Origin of the sequence: Bradyrhizobium manausense (assembly GCF_018131105.1) — a bacterium.
Classification (GTDB): domain Bacteria; phylum Pseudomonadota; class Alphaproteobacteria; order Rhizobiales; family Xanthobacteraceae; genus Bradyrhizobium; species Bradyrhizobium manausense_B.
Genome location: NZ_JAFCJI010000017.1, coordinates 1 through 1,947 on the forward strand (window position 1 = coordinate 1; position 1,947 = coordinate 1,947).

Consider the following 1,947-nt stretch of genomic DNA (forward strand, 5'->3'; position numbering starts at 1 on the left):
CGTCGTACGGATTGGCCCCAAACCCCCGTGGGTCGGTCAAAATCCCCCGGGTATGGTCACTTGAAACTCCCCCACCTGATGATCGCCGTCAGCGCCGCTGAACAGCAGTAGCCGGTCAGGCAGGACGTTTATGTTCGACCCCTTTAGCCAGCAAGGGGCCGGGGAGTTGAACGTCTTGAAGCGACATCTGCAAAGCACCGTACTTACATTACTTGATCGCAACACCAGCCAGCGCGAGATTCACCGGCTGACGGGTGTCGATCGCAAGACGATCCGGCGTTATCAGGCGCTGCGGGCCGGTGCGGAGGCAAATTCCCCCGGGGAAGTGACCACCGGCTCGGTGAGCGCGGACGGCCAAATTCCTCCACCCCGACCACCGGCTTTTGGGACATCGGAAGCGACGGTCACCAGCAGCCTGGCCCGTTCGGCTTGCGAAGCGCATCGGACGTGGATCGAAGAACAGGTCCGGCTGAAGCGGAACGCGCAGGCGATTTACCAGGACCTGGTTGATCAATTTGGCTTTCCGTCCAGCTACCAGAGTGTCAAGCGGTTTGTGCGCCGGTTGCGGCACGCTGATCCTGAGCAGTTTGATCGTCTTGAGTTCCTCCCCGGCGAGGAAGCTCAGGTCGACTATGGCGAGGGCGCGCCGACGGTTGATCCGAAGAGCGGGCGGTACCGTCGTCCCCGCCTGTTCGTGATGACGCTACGCTACTCGCGGCGCAGCTTCCGGCGGGTAGTCTGGAAGTCCAGCCAACAAGTCTGGGCGCAGCTCCACGAAGAGGCGTTCCGGTATTTTGGCGGGGTCCCCAGCTATGTCGTGCTCGACAACCTGAAGGAAGGCGTCCTCAAGCCGGATTTGTACGAGCCCCAGCTCAACCCGATTTACAGCGCGATGCTGGCTCATTACGCCGTGGTCGCCGATCCCGCGCGCGTGGCCGATCCAAATCGGAAAGGATGCGTCGAGAATGCGATTCAACATACCCAGGGCACTGCGCTGGCCGGACGGCGCTTCGAGACGCTGGAGGCGCAAAACGAGTTCTTGAGGCACTGGGAGGAGAACTGGGCTTCCAAACGCATCCACGGCAGCACGCGCCGTCAGGTCGAGGCGATGTTCCAGGAAGAGAAGCCGCACCTGCGGCCGCTGCCTGTCGCTCCCTTCCGCATCTTCACCGAAGTCGTCCGGACTGTCTGCGACGACACCACCGTACGCGTCGACAACAGCTATTACGCCGCGCGGCCCGCGCCGATCGGCAGCCAGGTCGTCGTGCGCATCTACACCACCACGATCGAGATCCGTGATCGCCACACCCGTGCGCTGCTGCGTGTTCATTCCCGGATGGCGCACCCCGGTTCTGTCGTCCTGCCGACCAGCGAACGGCCGTTCAACCCGTCGCGGCAAACCGCCGTGCTGCTGGCGAGCGCCGAGCGCATCGGACCGCAGACCAGGGCCTTGTGCCAGCAGGTGTTCGACACCGAAGGGCGCCCCGGACAGCGCGCGATGTGGGGCATTGTCGGGCTGGGCCGGAAGTATCCGGCGCGGCTGGTCGAGCAGGCCTGCGCGCACGCCATCGACAACCGCATCTACCGCTACAAGCACGTGCGTGCGACCGTCGAGCGGTTGTTCGAACAGGCGATCGAGCAGGTTGGAGTGACGCCACAGCCGGCATCGCCGCTCACCCAGGATCATCCGTACCCCCGCGGAATACGGCGACCTCTTCAGCCGCGCTGTGCGGCGCGACGCCGACGACAATGGTCGGCAGGCCGAGGCTCACGACGATCACGCCACGGCAATCCGCGCTCGTGTCGCCTGCGCAACCCCGGCCAACTCCGGCGCCACGAGCGCTCCCGCTGCACCTTCTCACCTTAAACTGGAGACCTAGCCACATGATGACCATGCCGGAAATTGAGCGTTGCCTACGACAGCTGCGCCTGTCGGGTGTCCGCGAC

At 64.1% G+C, this 1,947-nt stretch carries 1 pseudogene; it reads left to right on the forward strand.

What is annotated here, in order from left to right:
• Nucleotides 1-130 precede the first annotated feature (130 nt).
• Nucleotides 131-1,880, forward strand: a pseudogene (gene istA / locus JQ631_RS32170) (IS21-like element IS1631 family transposase).
• Nucleotides 1,881-1,947: the final 67 nt, after the last annotated feature.